This is a genomic window from Gammaproteobacteria bacterium (assembly GCA_013817245.1).
Lineage (GTDB): Bacteria > Pseudomonadota > Gammaproteobacteria > HTCC5015 > HTCC5015 > JACDDA01.
The window spans coordinates 1-23,996 of the sequence record JACDDA010000005.1 but is presented as its reverse complement, the minus strand read 5'-3'; the positions used below and the strand labels follow the sequence as shown (position 1 = coordinate 23,996).

At 44.0% G+C, this 23,996-nt stretch carries 28 protein-coding genes; 8 read left to right on the top strand and 20 right to left on the bottom strand.

The window, feature by feature from the left end; genetic code table 11:
* Positions 1-16 precede the first annotated feature (16 nt).
* Positions 17-1,183: a GNAT family N-acetyltransferase gene (locus H0W44_07305; protein MBA3582244.1), complete on the top strand. Its 1,167-nt coding sequence runs from the start codon at positions 17-19 to the stop codon at positions 1,181-1,183.
* Positions 1,184-1,260: 77 nt separating this feature from the next.
* On the top strand, positions 1,261-1,899 hold the full coding sequence (locus tag H0W44_07300; protein ID MBA3582243.1) for a leucyl/phenylalanyl-tRNA--protein transferase: 639 nt from the start codon (positions 1,261-1,263) through the stop codon (positions 1,897-1,899).
* 35 nt (positions 1,900-1,934) lie between these two features.
* Here the strand turns inward: H0W44_07300 and H0W44_07295 are convergent, their stop codons facing one another.
* From H0W44_07295 to surE, 8 genes are all read right to left on the bottom strand, one after another.
* Positions 1,935-2,276, bottom strand: coding sequence for a hypothetical protein (locus tag H0W44_07295; GenBank protein MBA3582242.1), 342 nt, complete (start codon positions 2,274-2,276; stop codon positions 1,935-1,937).
* Between the two features lie 195 nt (positions 2,277-2,471).
* A complete protein-coding gene (locus H0W44_07290; protein MBA3582241.1) occupies positions 2,472-3,605 on the bottom strand; it encodes a threonine synthase in 1,134 nt (377 codons plus the stop codon).
* A 42-nt stretch (positions 3,606-3,647) separates the two neighbouring features.
* Positions 3,648-4,955: a homoserine dehydrogenase gene (locus H0W44_07285; protein MBA3582240.1), complete on the bottom strand. Its 1,308-nt coding sequence runs from the start codon at positions 4,953-4,955 to the stop codon at positions 3,648-3,650.
* Between the two features lie 29 nt (positions 4,956-4,984).
* Positions 4,985-6,178 carry an alanine transaminase gene (alaC, locus tag H0W44_07280; protein ID MBA3582239.1) on the bottom strand — a complete coding sequence of 398 codons (1,194 nt, stop codon included), beginning with the start codon at positions 6,176-6,178 and terminating at the stop codon, positions 4,985-4,987.
* Between the two features lie 155 nt (positions 6,179-6,333).
* Complete coding sequence (gene rpoS / locus H0W44_07275; GenBank protein ID MBA3582238.1) at positions 6,334-7,380, bottom strand: RNA polymerase sigma factor RpoS; 1,047 nt, start codon at positions 7,378-7,380, stop codon at positions 6,334-6,336.
* Positions 7,381-7,430: 50 nt separating this feature from the next.
* A complete protein-coding gene (locus H0W44_07270; GenBank protein MBA3582237.1) occupies positions 7,431-8,225 on the bottom strand; it encodes a peptidoglycan DD-metalloendopeptidase family protein in 795 nt (264 codons plus the stop codon).
* The gene (locus H0W44_07265) at positions 8,226-8,870 is read right to left on the bottom strand and encodes a protein-L-isoaspartate(D-aspartate) O-methyltransferase (GenBank protein ID MBA3582236.1); all 645 of its coding nucleotides are present in this window, start codon (positions 8,868-8,870) and stop codon (positions 8,226-8,228) included. It lies immediately after the preceding gene.
* A 35-nt stretch (positions 8,871-8,905) separates the two neighbouring features.
* On the bottom strand, positions 8,906-9,655 hold the full coding sequence (gene surE / locus H0W44_07260; protein MBA3582235.1) for a 5'/3'-nucleotidase SurE: 750 nt from the start codon (positions 9,653-9,655) through the stop codon (positions 8,906-8,908).
* Positions 9,656-9,776: 121 nt separating this feature from the next.
* On the opposite strand from surE, the gene H0W44_07255 reads away from it, so the two are divergent.
* Positions 9,777-10,325: a Smr/MutS family protein gene (locus tag H0W44_07255; GenBank protein MBA3582234.1), complete on the top strand. Its 549-nt coding sequence runs from the start codon at positions 9,777-9,779 to the stop codon at positions 10,323-10,325.
* 6 nt (positions 10,326-10,331) lie between these two features.
* On the opposite strand, the gene H0W44_07250 is transcribed toward H0W44_07255, so the two are convergent.
* Complete coding sequence (locus H0W44_07250) at positions 10,332-11,078, bottom strand: pseudouridine synthase (GenBank protein ID MBA3582233.1); 747 nt, start codon at positions 11,076-11,078, stop codon at positions 10,332-10,334.
* Positions 11,079-11,125: 47 nt separating this feature from the next.
* On the opposite strand from H0W44_07250, the gene H0W44_07245 reads away from it, so the two are divergent.
* Positions 11,126-11,626, top strand: a complete 501-nt coding sequence (locus tag H0W44_07245; GenBank protein MBA3582232.1) for a C40 family peptidase — start codon at positions 11,126-11,128, stop codon at positions 11,624-11,626.
* On the opposite strand, the gene scpB is transcribed toward H0W44_07245, so the two are convergent.
* From scpB to H0W44_07225, 4 genes are all read right to left on the bottom strand, one after another.
* Positions 11,623-12,294 carry an SMC-Scp complex subunit ScpB gene (scpB, locus tag H0W44_07240; GenBank protein MBA3582231.1) on the bottom strand — a complete coding sequence of 224 codons (672 nt, stop codon included), beginning with the start codon at positions 12,292-12,294 and terminating at the stop codon, positions 11,623-11,625. The two genes, H0W44_07245 and scpB, sit on opposite strands and share 4 nt — an antisense overlap.
* 3 nt (positions 12,295-12,297) lie before the next feature.
* Positions 12,298-13,107, bottom strand: a complete 810-nt coding sequence (locus tag H0W44_07235; GenBank protein MBA3582230.1) for a segregation/condensation protein A — start codon at positions 13,105-13,107, stop codon at positions 12,298-12,300.
* A gap of 47 nt (positions 13,108-13,154) precedes the next feature.
* A complete protein-coding gene (locus H0W44_07230; GenBank protein MBA3582229.1) occupies positions 13,155-14,339 on the bottom strand; it encodes a tryptophan--tRNA ligase in 1,185 nt (394 codons plus the stop codon).
* A 217-nt stretch (positions 14,340-14,556) separates the two neighbouring features.
* Entirely contained in the window at positions 14,557-15,177 is a 621-nt protein-coding gene (locus tag H0W44_07225) for a threonylcarbamoyl-AMP synthase (GenBank protein ID MBA3582228.1), read from the bottom strand.
* Positions 15,178-15,305: 128 nt separating this feature from the next.
* Between H0W44_07225 and H0W44_07220 the strand changes: the two genes are divergently transcribed.
* Genes H0W44_07220 through H0W44_07205 form a run of 4 tightly spaced genes read left to right on the top strand, consistent with a single transcriptional unit; the run spans position 15,306 to position 17,515 of the window.
* Positions 15,306-16,010 carry a septation protein IspZ gene (locus tag H0W44_07220; protein ID MBA3582227.1) on the top strand — a complete coding sequence of 235 codons (705 nt, stop codon included), beginning with the start codon at positions 15,306-15,308 and terminating at the stop codon, positions 16,008-16,010.
* A 14-nt stretch (positions 16,011-16,024) separates the two neighbouring features.
* Positions 16,025-16,321 (top strand): YciI family protein, encoded by a 297-nt coding sequence (locus H0W44_07215; protein ID MBA3582226.1) that lies wholly within the window; start codon positions 16,025-16,027, stop codon positions 16,319-16,321.
* Complete coding sequence (locus H0W44_07210; GenBank protein ID MBA3582225.1) at positions 16,321-16,593, top strand: BolA family transcriptional regulator; 273 nt, start codon at positions 16,321-16,323, stop codon at positions 16,591-16,593. Before H0W44_07215 ends, H0W44_07210 begins: the two co-directional genes overlap by 1 nt.
* A 25-nt stretch (positions 16,594-16,618) precedes the next feature.
* On the top strand, positions 16,619-17,515 hold the full coding sequence (locus H0W44_07205; protein MBA3582224.1) for a peptidylprolyl isomerase: 897 nt from the start codon (positions 16,619-16,621) through the stop codon (positions 17,513-17,515).
* A 93-nt stretch (positions 17,516-17,608) separates the two neighbouring features.
* Here the strand turns inward: H0W44_07205 and H0W44_07200 are convergent, their stop codons facing one another.
* The 7 genes from H0W44_07200 to H0W44_07170 form a co-directional block, all read right to left on the bottom strand.
* On the bottom strand, positions 17,609-19,195 hold the full coding sequence (locus H0W44_07200) for a peptide chain release factor 3 (GenBank protein ID MBA3582223.1): 1,587 nt from the start codon (positions 19,193-19,195) through the stop codon (positions 17,609-17,611).
* A 71-nt stretch (positions 19,196-19,266) separates the two neighbouring features.
* Positions 19,267-19,743: a ribosomal protein S18-alanine N-acetyltransferase gene (rimI, locus tag H0W44_07195; protein MBA3582222.1), complete on the bottom strand. Its 477-nt coding sequence runs from the start codon at positions 19,741-19,743 to the stop codon at positions 19,267-19,269.
* Positions 19,744-19,788: 45 nt separating this feature from the next.
* On the bottom strand, positions 19,789-20,574 hold the full coding sequence (locus H0W44_07190; protein MBA3582221.1) for a uracil-DNA glycosylase: 786 nt from the start codon (positions 20,572-20,574) through the stop codon (positions 19,789-19,791).
* Positions 20,571-21,356, bottom strand: a complete 786-nt coding sequence (gene pssA / locus H0W44_07185) for a CDP-diacylglycerol--serine O-phosphatidyltransferase (protein ID MBA3582220.1) — start codon at positions 21,354-21,356, stop codon at positions 20,571-20,573. The genes H0W44_07190 and pssA overlap by 4 nt, the downstream gene beginning before the upstream one ends.
* Positions 21,357-21,459: 103 nt before the next feature.
* A complete protein-coding gene (ilvC, locus tag H0W44_07180) occupies positions 21,460-22,476 on the bottom strand; it encodes a ketol-acid reductoisomerase (protein ID MBA3582219.1) in 1,017 nt (338 codons plus the stop codon).
* A gap of 78 nt (positions 22,477-22,554) precedes the next feature.
* Complete coding sequence (gene ilvN, locus H0W44_07175) at positions 22,555-23,043, bottom strand: acetolactate synthase small subunit (protein MBA3582218.1); 489 nt, start codon at positions 23,041-23,043, stop codon at positions 22,555-22,557.
* Positions 23,044-23,119: 76 nt separating this feature from the next.
* Positions 23,120-23,996, bottom strand: an 877-nt coding sequence (locus tag H0W44_07170) for an acetolactate synthase 3 large subunit (protein MBA3582217.1), incomplete at its 5' end; no start/stop codon positions are given.

Here is a 23,996-nt window from a genome sequence, read left to right as displayed (position 1 = left end):
TACCCATCGATGAGATATGTCATTGCACACTGATACGTTGACCCATCTCGATACAACCGCCGCCCATGAATGGGATGCGCTACACACCCAAGACAATCCTTTTTTAAATCATGCGTTCTTAAACAATCTCGAACAACAACAATGTTTAGGCGCACGCATCGGTTGGTTGCCACAACACTTGCTGGTGCGTGATGCAGCAGAACATTTAGTCGGTGCATTGCCGCTGTATTTAAAAACTAATTATTTTGGTGAATTTGTGTTTGATGGAGCATGGGCTTCTGCCTATGAACAAAATGGATTAAATTATTATCCAAAATTGGTCAGCGCCATTCCGTTTTCACCTATTGCTAGTGCACGCTTTCTAACACATCAAAACATGGCGGCGACCGAACAAGAAACTATTAAACAAACTTTACACTCGGCATTAATTGAAAAACTAGAAACCCAACAACTCTCCTCTGCACATATTTTATTTGCACAAAACAGTGATATGGATTGGCTAGAGCAACAAGGTTACTTACGTCGTTTACAATATCAATATCAATGGAAAAACCACAGCTACAACAGCTTCGATGATTTTCTAGGCGAATTCCGCTCTCGCAAACGCAAAGATTTGCGCAAAGAACGTGAACGCTTACACAGCGATGGCATTAGCATTCAACGTTTTCATGGCAACGAACTACCTGAAGAACTATGGCCCACCGTGTATGCTTTTTATGCGAGCACTTTTCATAAAAAGGGCAACTACCCTGCGCTAACACTCGCGTTCTTTAAACAAACGGCGCTGCAAATGGGCGCACAAATGTTAATCCTGCTCGCGCAACATGAACAACGTTGGGTAGCTGGCGTGATTAATTTTATTGGCACACAAGCCATGTATGGTCGTTATTGGGGCTGCCTGGAAGACTATGATGCATTGCATTTTGAATTGTGTTTTTATCAAGGTATTGAATATTGCATAGAAAAAAATCTACAACGATTCGAACCCGGGGTACAAGGCGAACATAAAATTACGCGCGGCTTTATGCCGACCGAAACGTGGTCAGCGCATTGGATTCGACATGCCGATTTTAAACACGCCATTAGCCGATTTTTAAAACAAGAAACCGATTATCTAAAAACCTCTTTACCAGAACTAGAAGCCTTAGCGCCGTTTCGACGCGCAACGAGTGACAATGATTAACGAGTGGCAAGCCACTGTTATCGCGCTAAGATAAGTTCATGACAAATTTAATTTGGTTATCACCCGGTGATACTAAAATGCGCTTTCCGCATCCAGAAATGGCGCTGGATGAACCAGATGGTTTGCTGGCAGCAGGCGGTGATCTTTCGCCGCAACGCTTAGTCAGCGCTTATCGGCAAGGTATTTTTCCTTGGTACAATTCAGGCGAACCGATTTTATGGTGGTCACCGAGTCAACGTGCGGTCTTATTTCCAGAACGCTTTCATGTGTCGCGTAGTTTTCGGCGCTACTTAAATCAACACACTTTTAATATTACATGGAATCAAGATTTTAATGCGGTGATTGCGGCTTGTGCTGCGCCGCGTAGTTATGCGAATGACACGTGGATTACCGCAGAAATGCAAAATGCTTATAAACGTTTGCACATATTAGGTTATGCACATTCTTTAGAATGCTGGCAAGCAGATGAATTGATCGGTGGAATTTACGGCGTGCAATTAGGCTGCGTATTTTTTGGTGAATCGATGTTTAGTCGTATCAGCAATGGCTCTAAGTTAGCACTCTATGCATTAGCGCAACGCGCCGATATTCAATTAATTGATTGCCAGATACCTAATCCACATTTAATGTCTTTAGGTGTTGAACGCATGACGCGTACTGAATTTTTGCAGCGGCTAGAAAAGTTATTGCGGATATCGGCAGAGAAACCACTGTAAAAACAGTTTCTCTGCTGATTTAATGACTTTATTTTTTAAATAGGAAACACAAAATAAACTAAGCCTACAGGCACAGCTACTAAAATACTCGCAATACCTAAACCTAATGGCACCCAATAATTCCACAGTAAAGTGGTTGGTGTCTCACCGCTGTGCATATAACTCAGATAACCGCCGTATAAAGAAAAAACACTTGATGCGCAGGCGATTAAAGCAATCCAACCTTCTTGAGCGAAAAATCCCAACAATGGAATATTTTTAGGCAAGATGCCCACAGAAATGGTAATTAAGATAAGCGTTAAAGCCAGCAGTCCTCCACCAATTGAAATCATGGTTAAATAAAGCTGCTGAAAATCACGTTGTGCTGCTGTCAGCATAAAACTCTCCGTTATCCTAAAATGGTAAACCCAATATACCTGTGATGACAATATAAAGCAGTAACAAGGTCAACACAAATATCAAAGTAAAACACACTTGCCGCAAAAAATGCCAAGCGGGTTTATGAAAAACACGTCGTGCTAATAGATAAAAAACCGCAATCCAAAACAATATGACAATAATGTAACGCATGCTTAGAGGTTTTTGAGTATCGCACGTTTAACATCTAATAAAGTCGCGTCTACCGTTACAACATCGGCGGTACTTTGCTGCATCGCGGTATCGGGATCTTTAAGACCATGCCCGGTCAACGTACACACTATGCGACTACCCGCAGGAATTTTACCACGCTGCAAATCACGCAAGGCACCTGCAACAGAGGCGGCTGATGCCGGCTCACAAAAAACGCCTTCTTTTTCTGCTAATAATTTTTGCGCCGCTAAAATTTCAGCATCCGTTAATTCATCAAACCAACCATTCGATTCGGCTTGAACTTTCCAAGCGCGATCCCATGACTGCGGATGACCAATGCGAATCGCAGTAGCAACCGTTTCTGGATTATCGACCATATGACCACGCATAAAAGGCGCAGAACCTGCTGCTTGATAACCCACCATGCGCGGACGATTATTCACCAAAGGTTTGTGCTGATAACGACAATCACCATCGCAAAATGCGCAGCTTTCAGTTTTGTGGGCACCGCTACAAAATTCGGTATAACCAATCCAATGCGCAGTGATATTGCCCGCATTACCGACGGGTAAACAATGAAAATCCGGTGCACAACCTAGCTCTTCAACAATTTCAAATGCTGCTGTTTTTTGACCTTGCAAACGAAATGGATTAATTGAATTTACAATAGTTACCGGCGCTTCTTCTGCAACATCTTTGACGAGTTGCATGCCTGCATCAAAATTACCTTTGATTTGAATAACACGCGCACCATGCATCATGGCTTGCGCTAATTTACCCATCGCAATTTTGCCATCAGGAATTAATACAAATGCGCTAATGCCGGCGCGTGCCGCATACGCAGCCGCAGCAGCTGAAGTATTGCCAGTGGATGCACAAATAATCGCGCGACTACCCGCTTCCACCGCTTTGGTTACAGCCATAGTCATGCCGCGATCTTTAAAGGATCCCGTGGGATTTAAACCTTCAAACTTTACATATAACTCGCATTCAACACCGACTTCGCGTGGTACATTTTCCAAACGAATTAACGGTGTATTGCCTTCACCTAAGCTAATGAGTTGCGTAGTAGCGCTTACCGGTAAAAATTCGCGGTAACGTTCAATTAAACCGGTGTAACGAGAACCCAAAGTCATTGCGTAATCCTCTTTCGCTTTATATCGTGATGATTAAAAAATTTAAGCTAAATTTTCCATTCGAATGCGCGTTACTTTGCCGGTCAGCGCGGGTAACGCTTCTAACTCACGAATCGCTGCATTCATATAACGTTCTTTAATACGTTGCGTTAAAATAATAACCGGCACTGCGGTTTCATTAGCACGCGCTGGTTTTTGTAAAACGGCTTCAATACTAATACCGGCATTACCTAAAATCGTAGTGACTGCGGCCATCATGCCCGGCTCATCCACTAACAACAAACGTAAGTAATACGCTGTTTCAACTTCTTCCATCGGCAGTATGGGCAAGTCTGCTAATGCCGTGGGTTGAAATGCTAAATGCGGTACGCGATTTTCAGGATCGGTAGTTAATGAGCGCACTACATCGACCAAGTCAGCAACAACTGCTGAAGCCGTGGGTAATGCACCCGCACCGGGGCCGTAATATAAAGTGGGGCCAACGGCATCGCCGCGCACTAATACTGCATTCATGACGCCATCTACATTCGCAATCAAACGACGTTCTGGAATTAAAGTGGGATGTACGCGTAGTTCAATGCCATTCGCTGTACGGCGAGTAATACCTAAATGTTTAATGCGATAACCCAAACTTTCTGCATACATCACATCTTCGCGGCTGATTTGGGTAATGCCTTCGGTGTAAGCTTTTTCAAACTGCAATGGAATACCATACGCAATCGACGCTAAAATTGTTAACTTGTGTGCGGCATCAATCCCTTCAACATCAAAAGTAGGATCAGCTTCTGCATAGCCTAAGGCTTGCGCTTCTTTTAATACATCATCAAACGCACGACCTTTGTCGCGCATCTCCGTCAAAATAAAATTACCCGTACCATTAATAATACCGGCAATCCATTCAATATGATTCGCAGCCAAACCTTCGCGAATGGCTTTAATGACGGGAATACCACCCGCAACGGCTGCTTCAAATGCCACGACCACACCTTTGGCGCGCGCGGCTTTAAAAATTTCATTACCATGAATCGCGATCAAGGCTTTATTCGCCGTAATGACATGCTTACCATTTTCAATTGCTTGCATGACTAATTCACGCGCCGGTTGATAACCGCCGATGAGTTCAATCACAACATCAATTTCGGGATCATTAACGACTGCAAATAAATCGGTGGTTAGTTTAATATTTTGAGTATCAACTGATACGTTACTCAAGGTGCGCGTAGCCGCATGACTAATTACAATTTCGCGGCCAGCACGACGACTAATTTCTTTGGCATTTTGACGCAACACATTAACCGTGCCACTGCCGACGGTACCAACACCTAACAAACCAACTTTAACCGGCTTCATTACTAAACCTTATATAACGTGCATGATATTTATACATTGATTAAACCATCTTGCCGAAACATTTGCCGAATACCGCGAATAGCTTGGCGCGTGCGATGTTTGTTTTCAATCAAACCAAAACGGACATGATCATCGCCGTATTCACCAAACCCAATTCCGGGTGATACTGCAACTTTCGCATCTAATAATAATTTTTTGGTAAATTCCAAAGAACCCATTGCTTTATAGGCCTCGGGAATCGGTGCCCACACAAACATACTCGCTTTGGGTTTAACTACATCCCAACCGATGCTGCATAAACCTTCGCACAATACATCACGACGTTCTTTATACATTTCGCAAATTTCTGCAACACAACTTTGGTCACCTTCTAAGGCAGTGATCGCCGCCACTTGAATCGGCGTGAACATGCCGTAATCAAGATACGATTTCATGCGCGCTAACGCACCCACCAAAATCGGATTGCCCACCATAAAGCCCACTCGCCAACCGGGCATGTTGTAAGTTTTTGATAAAGTGTAAAACTCTACGGCCACATCTTTGGCGCCGGGCACTTGCAGAATAGAGGGTGCTTTATAACCATCAAATGCAATCGCGGCATACGCTAAATCATGCACTACCCAAATTTCGTGTTCACGCGCGAATTCCACAATGCGTTCAAAAAAATCCAATTCAACACATTGTGTCGTGGGATTGCCGGGGAAATTCAAAATAAGCATTTTAGGTTTAGGAAAAGAATTGCGCGTCGCGGCCTCTAATTCAGCAAAAAAATCCACGCCCTCTTTCAACGGCACATGACGAATATCGCCGCCGGCGATAACCACACTGTAGGGATGGATCGGATAAGCCGGATTCGGCACCAAGACCGCATCGCCGGGGCCAATCGTCGCCAACGCTAAATGCGCTAAACCTTCTTTAGAACCAATGGTGACAATGGCTTCTTTGTCTGCATCTAAATCCACGTCATAGGTGTTTTTGTACCAGCGACAAATCGCGCGCCGTAAGCGCGGAATACCTTTGGAAACGGAATAACGATGCGTATCGCCACGATGAGTGGCTTCGATCATTTTATCTACAATATGCTGCGGAGTCGGTTGATCGGGATTGCCCATGCCGAAATCGATAATATCTTCGCCCTGCGCACGCGCCTGCGCCTTCAATTCATTGACGATATTGAACACATACGGCGGCAAACGATTAATTCGCGGGAAATCAGTCTTCACATTAGGCCTATTGGGCGAGGGACGTGGATAAACGCGCTAAGTTACTGGCCAGACTGGCGGCTGTCAAATGGCAAAACTCATGAAAACGAAATTAAGGTGGGTAGCAAAAATCACGCATCAGGTCGTAGGCAGATAGATGCCGCTTGGTTAACCCATTAGCGCAATAAAGTATCGATTGAAAAACCTTTGCTTTCGAGGATTCGGCGCAGCCGTTTTAAGGTTTCCATCTGGATTTGACGGACGCGTTCGCGGGTCACGCCCAGCTCGACACCTACTTCTTCCAAGGTCGCACGCTCATAGCCAGATAAACCAAAACGTCGCAACACGACTTGGCGTTGTTTTTCATCCAACTCTGCCAACCAATCATGCAAATGTTCCAAAATTTCATTCGATTGCAGTAGTTCAAAAGGATCTGGATTTTGTTCGTCGGGAATAATATCCAACAAGGGACTATCGCCATCTTTACCCATGGGCACATCAACCGACGCTACACGTTCATTTAAACCAAACATGCGCTGCACATCTTCAATCGGTTTATCGAGTTTTTCTGCTACTTCTTCCGGCGTGGGCTCGCGTTCTAAATCTTGCTGCATTTTGCGGGCAGCACGCAGATACACATTTAATTCTTTGATGATATGAATCGGTAAACGAATCGTGCGCGTTTGATTCATTAAGCCGCGCTCAATGGTTTGACGTATCCACCACGTTGCATAAGTAGAAAAACGAAAACCACGCGTTGGATCAAATTTTTCTACTGCACGAATTAAACCTAAATTACCTTCTTCAATTAAATCCGCTAAGGCTAATCCTCGATTCATATAACGCCGCGCAATTTTCACCACTAAACGCAAATTACTTTCGATCATTTTTTGGCGAGCGGCTACATTACCCGCTTGCACCAAGGTACCGTAATGCACTTCTTGTTCGGCGGTTAATAAAGGCGAGAATTCAATTTCTTTAAGATACATGCGCGTTGCATCCACATCTTTAGTGGATATTTCGCCGGCAATGAATTTTTGAACTTCAGGTTCTTCAATTAATGCTTCGTCAATGTCGGCTTCAAGATCGTCATCACTATCGGGATCTGCATCAACTAATACGTCCTCGCTTAACTCTTCTAACGCAGCATCAAGCAATTCATCATCTTGCGGTTCGATAGCGTCATCGTTGGATGCGGCTTTTTTATCTTCCTTCTTCGCCATAACTGCCTCTATACATCAACCAAGTCTAATAGTGTGTTGCATGTGATTTATTACGGGGCTGGTAAATATTTCATAGGATCAACAGGAGTACCGTCTTTGCGAATTTCAAAATGAAGCAAGGCTTTATTGCCTTCTTTATATCCCATTTCGGCAATCGCTTGACCCATCTTAACGGAATCACCTTCCTTAAATAGGAGTTTCCGATTATGGGCATAGGCACTCAGATAAGTGTCGTTATGTTTCACAATAACTAAATTACCGTAACCCGCTAAACCATCACCACTATATACCACGCGACCACTTGCAGTTGCGACCACCGCTTGACCCAATGTTCCGCTAATATCGATGCCTTGTGCCGTGCTTTGCGCGCCTGCAAAACGTTGCACTACATTACCGCGCACCGGCCACTGCCAGTTTGCAGGTGGCGGCGCAGCTACTTTCGGCGCAACCTTAATAGGCGCGGGCATTTGTATTGGTGCTTTTACTGCGGTCTTAGGCACCGATTTAGTATTTGTTTTAGTTGGCACACTTAGCGGTTTATTATTGCGCGGCTCATTCAACGCCACTACCGCATTCGGATTTGTTTTTAAAACTAAGGTTTGCCCCGGTTTTAATGTGTATGGCGGTGATAAATTATTCCAGCGTGCAACATCACGATAATCCACTTGATACAACCACGAAATGCCATACAAGGTATCGCGCGGTTGCACGCGATAAGCGTGCGGATCCCACGCATCTAAAGTGGCGCAGCCAGTGATCAGCATTAACAACGCGCTGATGAATATACCAACACGCACTGATTTAAATAGTTGAATTGTTTTTCTAAAAATATTCCCGAGCATCATTTACACACGACCTTTTAAAAAAGGTACAAAGCTAACTAAATCTAATTCTTTTTTTTCAAAACCATCAGCGGTACGCGTAATGCACAACAAGCGTTGCGCTTCACCCATATTGCCTACCGGAATAACTAAACGCCCGCCTATCACTAATTGCTCCAACAAAGGTTGCGGCACTTCTTCAGGCGCGGCTGTTACGATGATGGCATCATAAGGACCATGTGCCGCCCAACCCCACGAACCATCGGAATGTTTTAAGCGCACATTACTTAAACGTAAACCACGAAGAATAGCTTGCGCACGTTCATGCAAACCTAAAATACGCTCAACACTATAAAACTGTGGCACTAACATCGCTAACACGGCGGCTTGATATCCGGAACCGGTGCCAACTTCTAAAACTTTTTTCGGATATTGCAGAGGATCGCTACCCAAAATAGTTTCTGTCATGCGCGCAACGGTATAAGGTTGCGATATTGTTTGACCATGACCTATCGGCAATGCGCAATCTTCATACGCGCGATTCGCCATCGCTTCATCAATAAACAAATGTCGCGGCATCGTGCGTATCACGCTTAATACACTTTCATTGCTCACACCTTTTTCACGCAAGCGCCGCACTAATTCATCACGTCGTCGTTGCGACGTCATGCCAATACCTAACAACGCTTGTTTGTTGAAAGATTTCACTTAGCCTTTAACCATTCGCGCAAAGAGTTGATGCTGTCGTAACGGGTAAGATCAACGCTCAAAGGTGTAATAGAAACGCAGTTATTATTAACCGCATGAAAATCAGTGCCCGGCCCCGCATCTGCTTCAGAACCTGCGGGTCCTATCCAATAGATAGGCAGATTTTTAGGATCGCGTTCTTTAATGACCGCTTCTGATTTATGTCGATTGCCAAGTCGTGTAACTTCCCAGCCCGCTAAATCTTCCCATGCGACATCTGGCACATTCACATTTAAAATAGTATCTGCAGGTAAAGCATGATGTTGTAAACGCTGTATTAAGTTTTGTACCACGCGACCCGCAGTTGCAAAGTTTTGTGGATCACGACTCGCCATCGATACTGCGATCGCAGGCAAACCTAAAAAACGACCTTCCATAGCCGCGGCAACGGTGCCAGAATAAATAACATCATCACCTAAATTAGCACCGGCATTAATGCCAGAAATAACCATGTCGGGTTCATAATCCCACAAACCCGTTAAAGCCAAATGCACGCAATCAGAAGGCGTGCCATTCACATAATAAAAACCGTTGTCGGCGAGATAAACACGTAAGGGGTCATAAAGCGTTAATGAATTACTGGCGCCACTGCGATTACGATCAGGCGCAATCACGGTTACTTCTTCTGCTATTTGCTTAACTGCTTCACTCAAGGCTTTTAAGCCTGGCGCTAAATATCCATCATCATTACTTAATAAAATACGCATGAATACAGCAATCACCTTTTGAATAACATACACTTACAAACAAGTAGGAGCCAGCCGCCATGTTACCGGAATTTTACGCAGGATCTCAGCGAAAATAACCGCTAATCATCACCTAAATGCTATGAGCAAAAAAATCATTAATGATGACGACAGCCAATTATTTCGCCAAGCAGTAGCCGATGCGAAACCGCTGTCGCATGACAAACACGTACCAGAACCGGTTCGACCTAAACCTATTCCCTTACAAAAACAAAAAGACGAACAACATATTCTAGAAAACTTATTATCCGATCATTACGATCCTAACGATCCGATGAATTTAGATAGCGGCGAGGAAATGAGTTATCACCGCCCCGGCATTCAACATAGCGCATTACGCAAATTACGTCGCGGCCAATATTCCATTCAAGCCGAATTAGATTTACACGGTTTAACCGTGAAAGAATCTCGCACCGTCTTACTCGAATTTCTTGATCATGCGCGTCATCATTCAATGCAATGCGTACGTATCATTCATGGTAAAGGACGTAAATCCGCCAACAAAGGCCCCGTGCTAAAACCGATGGTGGGCAAATGGCTCACCCAACTAGATTGTGTGCTGGCGTTTTGCACCGCACGTCCCGTCGATGGTGGTAGTGGCGCCGTCTACGTATTACTCAAACGCGGTTAAAAACTTTTATTCAAACGGTAAATCAGCGGCCGCATACAAACTTTGAACATCAGCGGCTTCTAATAAACGATGTTGGCCTTGACGCAAATGCGCTGCCAATTGAACGGTACCAAAACGAATGCGGATCAATCGACTCACTTGCAAGCCTTGCGATTCCCATAAACGTCGAACTTCACGTTTACGACCTTCACGTAACACGACGTTATACCAATGATTGCGACCTTCACCGCCACCATCTTCAATACTTAAAAATTTTGCGGGACCATCTTCCAAGGTCACACCAGCCAATAATTTATCTAAAATAGTTTTATCTACTGCGCCAAACACACGCACAGAATATTCACGCTCCACTTCATAAGACGGATGCGTCAAGCGATTAGCTAATTCGCCATCGGTGGTGAACAATAATAATCCTGAGGTATTTAAATCGAGTCTGCCGATATTAATCCAGCGTCCCGTTTTTAAACGAGGTAATGCAGCAAAAACCGTGGGTCGTTCTTCCGGATCACGACGCGTGCACACTTCGCCTTCAGGCTTGTGATACATCAACACTTTATGCGCCGTTTGAGTTTTACTCGGGGTCGCAATGCGCCGACCATTTAAACGAATGTCATCGGTCAATAACGCTTTATCACCGAGCTCAATCACTTTACCATTCACGGTAACACGACCTTCGCTGATGAGGCGCTCACATTCGCGACGGGATCCAAGACCCGCCGCCGCTAGAATTTTTTGCAAACGTTCGGCAGACATGTAAGGCTCAACATCCTATGATAGATAAAAGTAACGGATAAAAACTAATGTTAATACACAATCAAGCAGCGACCTTACCACGTCTACGCCAACTACTTTTTATCAGTAGTTTGAGCATGCTGTTAAGCGCGTGTGTAGCCACGCCATCCAATCCCAAACAAGGTCAACAAAACCAACAACGTCAGCAAGTAGTTCGCACGGCCCTGAGTTTACAAGGAAAACCTTATCACTACGGTGGACAAACTCCACAGCAAGGTTTTGATTGCAGTGGTTTGGTGCGTTACAGCTTTGCACAAAACGGTATTCAATTACCCCGTACATCTTATGAACAATATCGCCGCAGCGAAGCCATTAGTCGATCACGGTTAAAATTAGGTGATCTGGTATTTTTTCGACTCGGCGGCAAAACCGTTTCACACGTAGGTATTTATATTGGCAACAATGAATTTGTGCATGCGCCGGGTCGCGGCCGCGCAGTTACCACTGAAAATCTCGACGCGCCTTATTGGCAAACAACTTACGTGGGTGCTGGCAGCGTGCTGAATTAATGCACCGTGTTTATATTAACAACCGTGTCATCAACCGCCGGCGCAACTAATTCACCTGACTCTGTCAAGCTGCTCACCACTTCATTCAAAATAGCGGCGGGCTGACCTTCAAAATCTAATTGCGGATACAATTTGTCTAAATCTTTAATTTCCATCAGCGTGGGCAATTCATCCAAAGCGCGCAAATCAAAATAATCTAAAAATTCACGGGTGGTACCAAACATCGCAGGTTTACCAGGCACATCGCGATGCCCTACTACTTTAATCCATTCACGCTCTTGCAAGGTTTTGACAATATTCGTGCTGACCGCTACGCCGCGAATTTCTTCAATTTCGCCGCGCGTAATGGGTTGACGATACGCAATAATAACCAAGGTTTCTAATAAAGCACGTGAATAACGTGGCGCTTTTTCTTCCCACAAACGACCAATCCACGGCTCATATTCTTGACGCACTTGCATGCGATAACCACTGGCGACTTCTTTTAATTGCACACCGCGTTCAGCGTAATCTTGTTGCAGCTCACCCAAGGCTTTGCGCACATCATCACGCGAAGGCCGGGCTTGATCTTCTAAATTAAATAATTCATCCAGCTGATTAATGCTTAGCGGTTTAGCAGCAGCCAACAAAGCACCTTCTAAAATATTTTTGATTTTTTTTAAGTCCATAAATTACAACTCCTCAACAATCTGTGCATCCGATGGCAAACTAATTTCAGCGCCCATCGGTTTTAAATAAATAGGCGCATACGGCGCCGCTTGGACAAAATCAATTAATGATTCTTTAATCAATTCTAAAATCGCTAAAAAAGTAACCACTACACCCATGCGACCTTCTTGCAACGTAAATAAGCTATGGAATTCTACATAACGATCCGCTTGCATCGCTTCCAACACCCGCGTCATGCGTTCCCGTACAGATAAGACTTCACGATTAATTTGGTGGCTAGATAATATATCCGCGCGATGCAAAACGTCACGGAAAGCCAATAACAATTCTTTTAATGAGACATCGGGTTGCGGCTGTTGATGCGTAGACTCTGGCGGCTCCGCTTGTGCCTGAAAAATTTCGCGCTCCATGCGCGGCAATGCATCGATAGATTCGGCCGCTTGTTTGTAACGCTCGTATTCTTGCAAGCGGCGAATTAATTCTGCACGCGGATCGTCTTCATCTTCTACATCGTTTAAGCGTGGCAATAACATGCGCGATTTAATTTCCGCCAACATTGCGGCCATAACTAAATATTCCGCCGCTAATTCGAGCTTTAGAATCTCCATCATGTCAATATAATGCATGTACTGACGGGTAATTTCTGCAATCGGAATATTCAAAATATCTAAATTTTGACGTTTAATTAAATATAACAATAAATCCAACGGGCCTTCGAAAGCATCCAAAATAACTTCTAAAGCATCCGGCGGAATATATAAGTCTTTTGGCATAACCGTTAGCGGCTCACCTTGCACTAAAGCAAACGGCATTTCTTCTTGTTGAATAGCGCTGCTATTATCTTTCGGTAAAATTTCGCTCACTTCACTAATCCCATGGCTTTACGCACATCATCTAATGTATCGCGCGCAAGATCACGTGCGGCCTCACAACCATTGGCTAAAATAGTTTGTACTGCGCCAACATCTTTTACATATTCCAACGCCTGTTCTCGAATCGGCGCTAATTCTGCTTGCACGGTATCAATAATCGGTTGTTTGCATTCTATGCAACCGATGCCCGCGGTGGTGCAACCTTGCACTACCCACTGCTTAACATCATCATTCGAATAAACTTGATGCAGTTGCCACACGGGACAACGTTCTGGATTACCTGCATCGGTACGTCGCACCCGCGCAGGATCGGTTGGCATGGTGCGTAATTTTTTCTCGATCACGTCGGGTTCATCGCGCAAGCCGATGGTGTTGTTATAGGACTTAGACATTTTTTGTCCGTCCAAACCAATCATCTTCGATTGCGCGGTTAATAAAACCTGCGGTTCCGGCAAAATAATTCTGCTAGAACCTTCGAGATAACCAAACAAACGTTCGCGATCACCGATTGAAACATTTTGCTGCTCTTCTAATAAAGCACGCGCCACACTTAACGCTTCACCATCGCCTTGCTCGGTATAACGTTTGCGTAATTCTCGATAAAGTTTGGCATTTTTTTTACCCATTTTATCAATTGCGGCTTCCGCTTTTACTGCAAAGCCCGGCTCATTACCGTAAATATGATTAAAGCGCCGTGCGATTTCGCGCGTTAATTCCACATGTGCGACTTGATCTTCGCCCACCGGGACTAAACCCGCTTTATAAATTAAAATATCTGCACTTTGTAATAATGGGTAACCTAAAAAACCATAAGTACCTAAATCACGTTCTTTCAATTTTTCTTGTTGATCTTTATAAGTGGGTACGCGTTCTAACCAAGACAACGGTGTCACCATCGACAACAACAAATGTAATTCTGCGTGTTCAGGCACGCGCGATTGCACAAAGATATGCGCAGAGGTCGGCACGATCCCCACCGCTAACCAATCGATAACCATGTCCACGCTTTGTTGCGCCAACATGCCGGGCTCGTCGTAATGCGTCGTTAAAGCATGCCAATCGGCCACGAAGAATAAACATTCGTAGCTATGTTGCAGCTGCAACCAGTTTTTTAATACGCCGTGATAGTGCCCTAAATGCAGTGCGCCGGTAGGACGCATGCCAGACAACACCCGCTCATTCTTGCCAGGGTTCGCCACTGTGATCCTTCTTTAATTTCGAATATGTTGACGCCAAGGACGCCCGCAAGGGGGGCTATTGTAGGGCTTGGGCGGGGTGGGTGGAAGATTGACAATGCGGCCTTTTCAATCTTGCGGCAGTTCTTTTGATTAATCGGCCACTTAATTCCCAATTAATACTCAGCTCAATTCATCCGATTAATATGCAAACCTAGCTGAGCCAACTCACATCACCCGTCCCTACGCGGATCACTTCCGGCGTCTCGCCTGTTAAATCCAAGACGGTGGTCGGCGTGGTTATACAGTGCCCGCCATCAATGATCAGATCCAATTGCGTAGCCAATTGCTCCCGAATCAATTCGGGATCCGCCATGGGGAGCTCTTCCCCGGGTAAAATCAGGCTGCTACTCATCAAGGGCTGGCCCAAGGTTTCCAACAAGGCCAAGGCTACGGCATGATCCGGCACTCGAATCCCTACGGTTTTTTTCTTAGCATGCTGCAGACGTTTAGGGACTTCACGGGTCGCGTTCAATATAAAGGTATAAGGCCCCGGGGTATGGGCCTTTAATAAGCGGTAATCGCTATTTTCAACTTTCGCATACGTAGCAATTTCGGATAAATCGCGGCACATTAAGGTGAAATTATGGTTTTTATCCACTTCGCGAATGCGACAGACGCGTTCCAACGCATTTTTATCACCCAAGTGATAACCCAAGGCATAACCCGAATCGGTGGGATAAGCGATCACGCCTCCCTGCTCAATAATATCTACCGCACGCCTAATCAAACGGGTTTGCGGATGGGTCGCATGAATTTCAAAATACTGGCTCATAAACTAACCACTCTAAAAATCCGGATCATATCCACAACAGCTCGCCGAATAGACCCACATTCATCACAAATACGTTATGATGGGCGCCGCATCATACCGACAAACTTAGCTAACTCACCAGAAAACTCATGAAATTCTTGTTCGATATTCTGCCCATTGCCCTATTTTTTATCGTCTATAAGTCGCATGGCATTTATGCTGCGACCTTTACGGCGATTGCCGTCTCATTAATACAAATTGCTTACACGTGGTTTAAACATCATAAAGTTGAAAAATCCCACGCCGTCTCCGCCATCATGATTACCGTATTAGGCGGCTTAACGATTGCGCTCCATGATAAAAGTTTTATTTTATGGAAACCCACTATTGTCAGCTGGGTCATCGCAGGCGTATTACTTATTCAATTAATCTGGCGTCGTCAATCAATGATGCAAAAACTAATGGGCGATAAACTCGAACTACCTAATGCCATGTGGTTAAAACTAGATAGTTTTTGGATTACGTCTTTTTTATTAATCGGCTGTCTTAATGTGCCTTTTGCCATGTCTTATCTAAACGCAGAACGTGCTTTAAGAACACAATATCCAAACGTCACTGACAGCGAATTAGTTAATTGGTCCTGCGCTGAAACTTTTCCAGCGAATGCACAGTCTTTATGTGTCGATGCGCGTGATAAAGAACAGCTGTGGGTTAACGTAAAATTATTTGGTTCTTTAGGTATCACGCTACTGATGGGCATTGCCATGTTTTGGTATATGAGCCGCCACTTGAGCGAAACAGATTTAAAACGTTTATCCGATCCATCAACGTCATCAAAAAAAGACGCTGAGTAAATTATTGAATGACGATGTGGTACGCCATTATTGCGCATGATGTAAGCGACAGCTTAAGCAAGCGCCAAAGTGCACGCGCGGCGCATTTGGAACGTTTGCAAGCATTACAAGATGCAGGACGTTTATTAATAGCCGGACCGCATCCTGCTATTGATGCAATAGATTCAGGCACGGCAGGTTTTACCGGTAGTTTAATAGTTGCTGAATTTGCTTCATTACAAGCAGCGGAGCAATGGGCACAAACAGATCCCTATATGATGACTGGCGTATATAGTCATGTAGACATTAAACCTTTTAAGCGAGTGTTCTAATGAGTGAACGTGTTAATTCGATACGTGAACGTTTAAGCCAAACGTTTCAACCGCAACAACTCGACATTGTTGATGACAGCGCCGCGCACGCAGGACATGAAGGCGCTAAACACGGTGGGCACTTTAATGTTTATATAGTGTCCGATGCGTTTGATGGCAAAAATCCCATTCAACGTCATCGCATGGTCTACCATGCACTTAACGATTTAATGCAGGGCGAGATTCACGCTCTGAGTATTCAAGCCAAAACGATCCACGAAAGTAATGTATAAATTAATCAACCAAAAAGGACATACCATGCAATTTAGAACTGTGCTATTGGGCTTAAGCAGCGCATGCGCTCTCGCTTTTACCTTATCTGCTTGCAACAAAAACGATGATAGTAATGTTGGTCGCCCTATGCCGGTCAGCGGCAAAGTTATCGTGACTGTCAACGGCGTAGAAATTCGCGAGCAAGAAGTTAAACCTTTGCTGGAAGGCAACGGCGTGTATCAAGGTAAAGAAGTTACCGTTGAAATGTTAGAACCCGTTATTCAACAAGAATTGATGCGTCAAAAAGCCATTGCTGCAGGCTTAGGTAAAGATCCAGAAGTCGCAATGGATATTAATCGTGCGGCCACCAACACCTTAGTCAGCAAAATGGTGCGTCAAATTTTGAAAGACAATCCACCGACTCAAGAAGAAATTCAAGCCATTGCCCAATCGCAAAGTGCTGATGCTACTCAATATCATGCACGTCACATCTTAGTAAAAGATGAAGCGTTAGCAAAAAAACTGATTGGCGAATTAAAGAAAAAAGCTGATTTCGGTAAATTAGCAGCGCAACATTCCATTGACGGTAGTGCACGTCGTGGTGGTGATTTAGGTTGGTCAACACCTTCTATGTATGTACCAGAATTTGGTGCAGCTATGGCACAACTCAAACCCGGCAAAATTACCGAAACCCCAGTGAAATCACAATTCGGTTACCACATCATCAAACTAGATGAAATTCGTCAAGTTGATACCGAACAATTAGTGGGTATGGCACAACGTGCTTTAATCAATAAGCGCATTGAAGATTATTTAGCTAAACTAAAAGATGGCGCCAAAATTGAAATTGTCACCAGCAAACTAGAAGCGCCAAAAGAAGCCAAAGAAGAAAGCAAAGAAGAAAACAAAAAAGACGCAGCTGCTGCTGAAGAAAAGAAATAGTTTTTTTATTAAACTAAAACAGTAAACAAAAAAGAGCGGCCTAGCCGCTCTTTTTTTACCCATTTTTTAATTGTTTTTTAGTCACAGACGATATTAATCAACATTGTCACCATGTTCACGCGTAGCTAGGAATTGAATCTCTGGCCAACGTTCTTGTGTCATTTGTAAATTCACACGGGTAGGCGCGATATAGACTAAATCGTTGCCATGGTCCAAAGCTAAATTCGCGCTGTGCTTGTTTTTAAAGTCGGCTAATTTTTTAGCATCTTTACACAGCACCCACCGTGCGGTTGTCACATTAACGGCTTCAAAACTACACTCAACGCTGTATTCACTTTTTAATCGATGCGCCACTACGTCGAACTGCAAAACACCGACAGCGCCCAATATGTAATCGTTATTCAGCATCGGTTTAAATAACTGTGTAGCGCCCTCTTCACATAATTGACTCAAGCCTTTTTGCAAGGCTTTCGCTTTTAAGGGATCGCGTAAAACAACACGGCGAAATAATTCCGGCGCAAAATTCGGAATGCCGGTAAAGCGTAACGTTTCACCCACGGTAAAAGTATCACCAATCCGAATGGTGCCATGATTATGCAAACCGATAATATCGCCAGCATAAGCCGCATCGACATGTTCACGATCGGCGGCCATAAATGTCAATGCATCATTAAGTTTTAAATCTTTGCCGGTGCGCACTTGTTTAACTTTCATGCCTTTTTCAAACACGCCAGAACAAATTCGAAAAAATGCCATACGGTCATGGTGATTCGGATCCATATTGGCTTGGATTTTAAATACAAAGCCGGTAAATTTATTTTCAGCGGGTTCAACTACGCGTTGTTCCGCGAGCCTCGGACACGGTGGCGGTGCATTCTCAACAAAATCATCTAATAATTCAGTAATGCCGAAATTATTAATCGCCGAACCAAAAAACACCGGTGTTAAACGACCCGCCAAATAATCAGCTTTATTAAATTCGTGACTCGCACCTTTGACTAATTCAATTTGTTCGCGTAATTCCGCGGCTTGCATGCCCAATAATTCATCTAGTTTAGGATTATCTAAACCTTGAATCACATCACCCGCGACGATTTTTCCGCCATGTTGGGCGCTGAATAAATGAATAGCATCCCGATATAAATGAAAAACGCCTTTGAATTGTTTGCCCATACCAATCGGCCAGGTAATCGGCGCGCATTTTATTTTTAAAATGCTTTCTACCTCATCTAACAATTCCATAGGATCACGGCCTTCGCGATCCAATTTATTAACGAAGGTAAAAATAGGCGTGTCACGTAAGCGGCACACGTCCATTAATTTAATCGTGCGTTCTTCTACGCCTTTTGCGGCATCGATTACCATTAACGCGGAATCAACCGCGGTTAAAGTACGATAGGTATCTTCAGAAAAATCGGCGTGACCGGGCGTATCAAGCAAATTAATAATGCGATCTTTATACGGAAACTGCATAACAGAGGAAGTAATAGAAATACCGCGTTGCTTTTCCATCTCCATCCAATCAGACGTTGCATGCCGCGCAGCTTTACGACCTTTAACGGTACCCGCCAATTGAATCGCGCCGCCGAATAACAGCAGCTTTTCTGTGAGTGTGGTTTTACCCGCGTCAGGATGCGAAATAATAGCGAAGGTACGCCGACGTTGGATTTCTTCTTTCATGCTAAACATTGAGCTACTCAAAACGAACAAGGCGCGGCATTATACCCAAACCACGTCGCTTGCAAACAAAACTACCACTGCGGCGACATATTAAGCGCCATCACCCACGCATCTTCGCGGCCATTATCTGCAGGATAATAGTCTTTGCGCACACCAATCCGCTGAAATCCCAAAGAATGATACAAGCCAATGGCATGGGTATTGGTCGGACGAACTTCTAAATAAATAGTATTAAGTTGTAACCGAGTGGCTTGTTCTATTACATAACGTATTAATAAACGACCATTACCTTGATCGCGGGCATGATCCGCGACGCACACATTTAATATATGGCATTCTTGTACTGCAACACTCAACACCACATAACCCAAAATATGTTGTTGTTCGCATAACACTCGACAAACATAACCCACTCGCAAACATTCGGTGAAAATGCTCGTTGTCCAAGGATAAGGATACGACGCATTTTCAATGCTCATGATCTGCGTAACATCGTCCGCAGTCATGGCTCGAATATCTAGCGGTGATGATTGTATGACAGCAACCATGTGCAACTCCGCTGCGGCACCCTATTAAATTGAATTTAATTAAATTTACTGAGCTTGCTTATAAACGCTTAAAGCCAACTTCAAATCATCCCACGCTTTGCGTTTAGCTATTGGTTTGCGTAATAGATGATCAGGATGATAGGTAGCAATAACAGGAATGCCAAATTCCGACAGCGTATGCACTTGACCGCGTAAACGCTCAAGCGGTGTGTCGGTTTGCAATAATTGCTGCGCCGGAATGCGCCCTATCGCTAAAATAATTTTAGGTTGCAGTAAATTTATTTGTTGCAACAAATAAGGCTTACAACAAGCAGCTTCATCTGCTTTTGCATCGCGATTATTCGGCGGCTTACATTTTAAACTATTGGTCATATAAACTTGTGCGCGCGGCAAACCAATTGCCAGTAACATCGCATCCAATAACTGACCATTGATGCGATTTACAAAAGGCTCACCTTGCGCATCTTCATCAGGGCCCGGAGCTTCTCCAACTACCAACCAATCCGCTTGCTGATTACCGACACCAAACACGGTTTGCTTACGACTATTCGATAAATCACACAAACCACATTGCGCTATATTTTCGCGCAACGCCGTCCAATCGAATGCAGATAAATCGCGTGATACAAGTGCCGGTTTTTTTTGCGGTGCTGAGGTTTTATTTAATCCACGCGCTGCAGCGGAATGCATGAGTGCTGCACCACCGGCTTTAGTTTCAACAGCGGGTTCAATCAGCGCTGAGGTTTCAATAATTGGATTTACTGCCGGCGCGCGTATTACCCAACGAGTAATGCCGAGCGCATCCAAATACTGGTGTTGCACATTACTCATGCAGGCGTATCAGGCTTATCAGTGTGGCGCTGATGGCGACGCGCCCAACGCCAAATAGTTAATGCAGGACCAGACAACATATAAAGTACAAAAAACGTAAATAATACTTTAGGCGGATCAAAAGCAATACACACATACACAAAAACCACAGCCAACATCGCCGTCAGTGGTACGCGATTTTTAGAACCTAAATCTTTAAAACTATAATAAGAAAAATTACTCACCATCAACAAGCCAACGACAACAGTAGTAATGCACGCTAATCCGGCTAATTCACTGCCTTTATAACCTAAGTCATAACCTAGCCACACCAAACCCACCATAATGGCTGCCGCAGCAGGACTTGCGAGACCTTGAAAAAAACGTTTATCAGCTTTGCCTACTTGAGTATTAAAACGTGCTAAACGCAAAGCGGCGGCGGCAACATAAATAAATGCAGCGAGCCAACCTACTTTTGACCAATGTTGCCAACCCCAATCATGCATCGAGAATAAAGCCCATTCGTACATCACTAATGCGGGCGCTAAACCGAAAGACACCATATCAGCCAAGCTATCGTATTCAGCACCAAAATCACTGGTCGTATTGGTTAAACGCGCAACACGACCATCAATACCATCTAATATCATGGCCGCAAATATTGCGATCGCTGCCGCTTCAAAACGACCTTGGGTCGCAGCAACAATCGCATAAAAACCTGAAAACAAACCCGCGGTGGTAAATAAATTGGGTAGCAAATAAATGCCGTGTGAGCGTTTATCATCTTCGTCTGAGATATTCATACAGCACCTACTTTTAAAGTATTTAACAAGTTTACTTACAAACACGACCATCTAAAAAACGAACCCGCCAGCGGCGGGTTCAATTTCATACACTAATAAATGTTTAATTAATGCTTTGATCTACAATCTTATCTTTTTGAATCCATGACATCATGCTACGCAAACGCCCGCCAACTTCTTCGATCTGATGTTCGCGACCAATGCGACGCTTGGCTTTTAATGTTGCTGCGCCACCTTGATTTTCCAAAATAAATTCACGCGCAAACTCGCCATTTTGTATTTCTTTCAAAATTTTGCGCATTTCATTTTTGGTTTCTTCGGTAATGATACGCGGTCCACGGGTTAGATCGCCGTATTCTGCTGTATTCGAAATTGAATAACGCATGTTGGCAATGCCACCTTCATACATCAAATCTACAATCAATTTCAATTCATGCAAGCATTCAAAGTACGCCATTTCAGGCGCATAACCTGCTTCCACTAATACTTCAAAACCAGTTTGTACTAAGGCAGAAGCGCCGCCGCATAATACGGCTTGCTCACCAAATAAATCGGTTTCAGTTTCTTCGCGGAAATTAGTTTCAATAATACCTGCGCGTCCACCACCATTCGCAGAAGCATACGCCATGGCAATGCCACGCGCTTTACCCGATGCATCTTGATGAATCGCAATCAAACTTGGCACACCGCCACCTTGCGTATAAGTTGAACGCACTAAATGACCTGGGCCTTTTGGCGCAACCATGATCACATCTAAATCTTTACGTGGTTCAATTTGACCGAAGTGAATATTAAAACCGTGGGCAAAAGCTAATACGCCACCTTTTTTAATATTGGGTTCAATCACATCACGATACAATTTTGCCTGATGTTCGTCAGGCGCAAGAATCATAACTATATCTGCGCTCTTAACCGCATCGTCTACGGCTTTGACGGTTAAACCCGCTTTTTCTGCTTTAACAGCAGAAGCAGAACCAGCTCGCAAACCGACGACAACTTTGACGCCTGAGTCTTGCAGATTGTTTGCATGCGCATGACCTTGTGAACCATAACCAATAATGGCTACTGTCATGCCTTTAATTAAAGCTAAATTAGCGTCTTTGTCGTAGTACACATTCATGGGGTTTCTAATCTCCTGCCAATAACAATTTTAAGACTTAATGAATAACACTTTTAATACACTTACATCGCTTACATTCTAGCTATGCAAACTGCGTTCGCCGCGCGCGATGCCTAAGGGGCCAGAGCGCACAACTTCAACAATTTCCAAATGAGCTAAACTTTTTACGAACGCATCTAACTTTTCTGCGTCACCAGTTAATTCAATCGTGTACGTTGATTCCGATACATCGATCACATGACCACGAAAAATATCAGCCAACCGTTTTACTTCGTCGCCATCATCTTTAACGGCCACTTTCACTAACATCATTTCGCGTTCAATGTGCGTTGATTCCGTTAAATCAACCAACTTAATGACATCAATCAATTTATTTAATTGTTTAGTGATTTGCTCAATCACTTCATCAGTGCCAACAGTAACCACCGTCATACGTGAAATGGTAGGATCATCAGTGGGTGCTACACTCAGCGCTTCAATATTGTAACCCCGCGCTGAAAATAAGTTTGCTACACGCGATAAAGCACCAGCTTCATTTTCGAGCAACAGTGAAATAATATGTCTCATCGGTTTTCCTTCAGTCATGACAGCTGCTGACGACTCATCGTCAAAACGCCCGGCGGGCATTCTATCGCGAGTATGATCAAGCAAGCTCTCTATCCCCGGTTTGTGGCGATAAGTGCATTTCGTTATGCGCCTTACCATTCATAATCATGGGATAAACATTTTCAGTTTGATCGGTAATAAAATCCATAAATACTAATTTATCTTTCATCGCCAACGCTTCTTTAAACGCAGCCGCTACATCGCCTGGTTTTTCAATGCGCATACCCACGTGGCCATAGGCTTCAGCCAATTTTCCAAAATCTGGCAATGCATCCATATAAGACATCGCGTAACGGCCTTCATAGAAAAATTCCTGCCATTGCCGCACCATGCCCATATAACGATTGTTTAAGTTCACAATCTTAATCGGCAAACGATATTGCAAGGCGGTCGATAATTCTTGAATACACATTTGAATACTGGCTTCACCGGTTACACAGGCAACGGTGGCATCTCGATACGCTAATTGCGCGCCAATCGCGGCGGGCAAACCAAAACCCATGGTGCCTAAGCCACCGGAATTAATCCAACGATTGGGTTTATCAAATTTATAATACTGCGCTGCCCACATTTGATGTTGACCAACATCTGAAGTTACATAAGTGTCGCGATCTTTAGTGGCGGCATACAACTGTTCAATAACATATTGCGGCTTAATGATGTCGCTGCTACGGTCGTAGTGCAAACAATCCACTTTTTGCCATTCCGCTATTTGTTGCCACCACGATTTTAAACTCGCTTGATCAATTTTAATGGTGGGTTTTTTCAACAACTCCAACATTTCTTGTAAAACATTTTTTACTTGACCAACAATCGGCACATCAACACGAATGTTTTTCGAAATTGAAGAAGGATCAACATCGATATGAATAATCTTAGCGTAAGGACAGAATTTTTTAGTATCGCCCGTGACG

Excerpts from the sequence above, each read along its gene's own strand:
- H0W44_07305 (MBA3582244.1), top strand. The coding sequence starts at position 17 with ATGTCATTGCACACTGATACGTTGACCCATCTCGATACAACCGCCGCC.
- H0W44_07300 (MBA3582243.1), top strand. The coding sequence starts at position 1,261 with ATGCGCTTTCCGCATCCAGAAATGGCGCTGGATGAACCAGATGGTTTG.
- H0W44_07295 (MBA3582242.1), bottom strand. The coding sequence starts at position 2,276 with ATGCTGACAGCAGCACAACGTGATTTTCAGCAGCTTTATTTAACCATG.
- H0W44_07290 (MBA3582241.1), bottom strand. The coding sequence starts at position 3,605 with ATGACTTTGGGTTCTCGTTACACCGGTTTAATTGAACGTTACCGCGAA.
- H0W44_07285 (MBA3582240.1), bottom strand. The coding sequence starts at position 4,955 with ATGAAGCCGGTTAAAGTTGGTTTGTTAGGTGTTGGTACCGTCGGCAGT.
- rpoS (MBA3582238.1), bottom strand. The coding sequence starts at position 7,380 with ATGGCGAAGAAGGAAGATAAAAAAGCCGCATCCAACGATGACGCTATC.
- H0W44_07270 (MBA3582237.1), bottom strand. The coding sequence starts at position 8,225 with ATGATGCTCGGGAATATTTTTAGAAAAACAATTCAACTATTTAAATCA.
- H0W44_07265 (MBA3582236.1), bottom strand. The coding sequence starts at position 8,870 with ATGACGTCGCAACGACGACGTGATGAATTAGTGCGGCGCTTGCGTGAA.
- surE (MBA3582235.1), bottom strand. The coding sequence starts at position 9,655 with ATGCGTATTTTATTAAGTAATGATGATGGATATTTAGCGCCAGGCTTA.
- H0W44_07255 (MBA3582234.1), top strand. The coding sequence starts at position 9,777 with ATGAGCAAAAAAATCATTAATGATGACGACAGCCAATTATTTCGCCAA.
- H0W44_07250 (MBA3582233.1), bottom strand. The coding sequence starts at position 11,078 with ATGTCTGCCGAACGTTTGCAAAAAATTCTAGCGGCGGCGGGTCTTGGA.
- H0W44_07245 (MBA3582232.1), top strand. The coding sequence starts at position 11,126 with ATGTTAATACACAATCAAGCAGCGACCTTACCACGTCTACGCCAACTA.
- scpB (MBA3582231.1), bottom strand. The coding sequence starts at position 12,294 with ATGGACTTAAAAAAAATCAAAAATATTTTAGAAGGTGCTTTGTTGGCT.
- H0W44_07235 (MBA3582230.1), bottom strand. The coding sequence starts at position 13,107 with ATGCCGTTTGCTTTAGTGCAAGGTGAGCCGCTAACGGTTATGCCAAAA.
- H0W44_07225 (MBA3582228.1), bottom strand. The coding sequence starts at position 15,177 with ATGAGCCAGTATTTTGAAATTCATGCGACCCATCCGCAAACCCGTTTG.
- H0W44_07220 (MBA3582227.1), top strand. The coding sequence starts at position 15,306 with ATGAAATTCTTGTTCGATATTCTGCCCATTGCCCTATTTTTTATCGTC.
- H0W44_07215 (MBA3582226.1), top strand. The coding sequence starts at position 16,025 with ATGTGGTACGCCATTATTGCGCATGATGTAAGCGACAGCTTAAGCAAG.
- H0W44_07210 (MBA3582225.1), top strand. The coding sequence starts at position 16,321 with ATGAGTGAACGTGTTAATTCGATACGTGAACGTTTAAGCCAAACGTTT.
- H0W44_07205 (MBA3582224.1), top strand. The coding sequence starts at position 16,619 with ATGCAATTTAGAACTGTGCTATTGGGCTTAAGCAGCGCATGCGCTCTC.
- H0W44_07200 (MBA3582223.1), bottom strand. The coding sequence starts at position 19,195 with ATGAAAGAAGAAATCCAACGTCGGCGTACCTTCGCTATTATTTCGCAT.
- rimI (MBA3582222.1), bottom strand. The coding sequence starts at position 19,743 with ATGGTTGCTGTCATACAATCATCACCGCTAGATATTCGAGCCATGACT.
- H0W44_07190 (MBA3582221.1), bottom strand. The coding sequence starts at position 20,574 with ATGAGTAATGTGCAACACCAGTATTTGGATGCGCTCGGCATTACTCGT.
- pssA (MBA3582220.1), bottom strand. The coding sequence starts at position 21,356 with ATGAATATCTCAGACGAAGATGATAAACGCTCACACGGCATTTATTTG.
- ilvC (MBA3582219.1), bottom strand. The coding sequence starts at position 22,476 with ATGAATGTGTACTACGACAAAGACGCTAATTTAGCTTTAATTAAAGGC.
- ilvN (MBA3582218.1), bottom strand. The coding sequence starts at position 23,043 with ATGAGACATATTATTTCACTGTTGCTCGAAAATGAAGCTGGTGCTTTA.